We start from the raw sequence: 1,663 nt of genomic DNA on the forward strand, positions 1-1,663 counted from the left end.
CGACTCGTCAAGAGACGTTTTGGTCTTGAACCAAGTTTGGTCCGCTTCTTTGTTCGCAAAGACAAGGACTATCAGACTTTCAACTGAAGAGTTTGATCATGGCTCAGATTGAACGCTGGCGGCAGGCCTAACACATGCAAGTCGAGCGGAAACGATCCTAGCTTGCTAGGAGGCGTCGAGCGGCGGACGGGTGAGTAACGCATAGGAATCTACCCAGTTGTGGGGGACAACCTGAGGAAACTCAGGCTAATACCGCATACGTCCTACGGGAGAAAGCGGGGGCTCTTCGGACCTCGCGCGATTGGATGAGCCTATGTCGGATTAGCTAGTTGGTGGGGTAATGGCCCCCCAAGGCGACGATCCGTAGCTGGTCTGAGAGGATGATCAGCCACACCGGGACTGAGACACGGCCCGGACTCCTACGGGAGGCAGCAGTGGGGAATATTGGACAATGGGCGCAAGCCTGATCCAGCCATGCCGCGTGTGTGAAGAAGGCTTTCGAGTTGTAAAGCACTTTCAGCGGGGAAGAAAGCGTGCCGGCCAATACCCGGTACGGACGACATCACCCGCAGAAGAAGCACCGGCTAACTCCGTGCCAGCAGCCGCGGTAATACGGAGGGTGCAAGCGTTAATCGGAATTACTGGGCGTAAAGGGCGCGTAGGCGGCGTGTCACGCCGGGTGTGAAAGCCCCGGGCTCAACCTGGGAATGGCATCCGGAACGGGCAGGCTAGAGTGCAGGAGAGGAAGGTAGAATTCCCGGTGTAGCGGTGAAATGCGTAGAGATCGGGAGGAATACCAGTGGCGAAGGCGGCCTTCTGGACTGACACTGACGCTGAGGTGCGAAAGCGTGGGTAGCAAACAGGATTAGATACCCTGGTAGTCCACGCCGTAAACGATGTCGACTAGCCGTTGGGTCCCTTGAGGACTTAGTGGCGCAGTTAACGCGATAAGTCGACCGCCTGGGGAGTACGGCCGCAAGGTTAAAACTCAAATGAATTGACGGGGGCCCGCACAAGCGGTGGAGCATGTGGTTTAATTCGATGCAACGCGAAGAACCTTACCTACCCTTGACATCCTGCGAACTGGGTAGAGATACCCGGGTGCCTTCGGGAGCGCAGAGACAGGTGCTGCATGGCTGTCGTCAGCTCGTGTTGTGAAATGTTGGGTTAAGTCCCGTAACGAGCGCAACCCTTATCCCTATTTGCCAGCGGTCCGGCCGGGAACTCTAGGGAGACTGCCGGTGACAAACCGGAGGAAGGTGGGGACGACGTCAAGTCATCATGGCCCTTACGGGTAGGGCTACACACGTGCTACAATGGCCGGTACAAAGGGTTGCGAAAGCGCGAGCTGAAGCCAATCCCGGAAAGTCGGTCTCAGTCCGGATCGGAGTCTGCAACTCGACTCCGCGAAGTCGGAATCGCTAGTAATCGTGCATCAGAATGGCACGGTGAATACGTTCCCGGGCCTTGTACACACCGCCCGTCACACCATGGAAGTGGACTGCACCAGAAGTGGTTAGCTTAACCTGCGGGAGAGCGATCACCACGGTGTGGTTCATGACTGGGGTGAAGTCGTAACAAGGTAGCCGTAGGGGAACCTGCGGCTGGATCACCTCCTTAAACGACCGCGCATCCCGTCCTGGGTAAGCGCTCACAATGAATT

1 rRNA gene is annotated in these 1,663 nt (G+C 56.9%); it reads left to right on the forward strand.

Annotated features, from left to right (window positions below):
- Positions 1-80: 80 nt before the first annotated feature.
- A 16S ribosomal RNA gene (locus OP495_RS17620) occupies positions 81-1,620 on the forward strand.
- The last annotated feature ends 43 nt before the right edge of the window (positions 1,621-1,663 follow it).

Source organism: Chromohalobacter sp. 296-RDG (assembly GCF_029889885.1).
Lineage (GTDB): Bacteria > Pseudomonadota > Gammaproteobacteria > Pseudomonadales > Halomonadaceae > Chromohalobacter.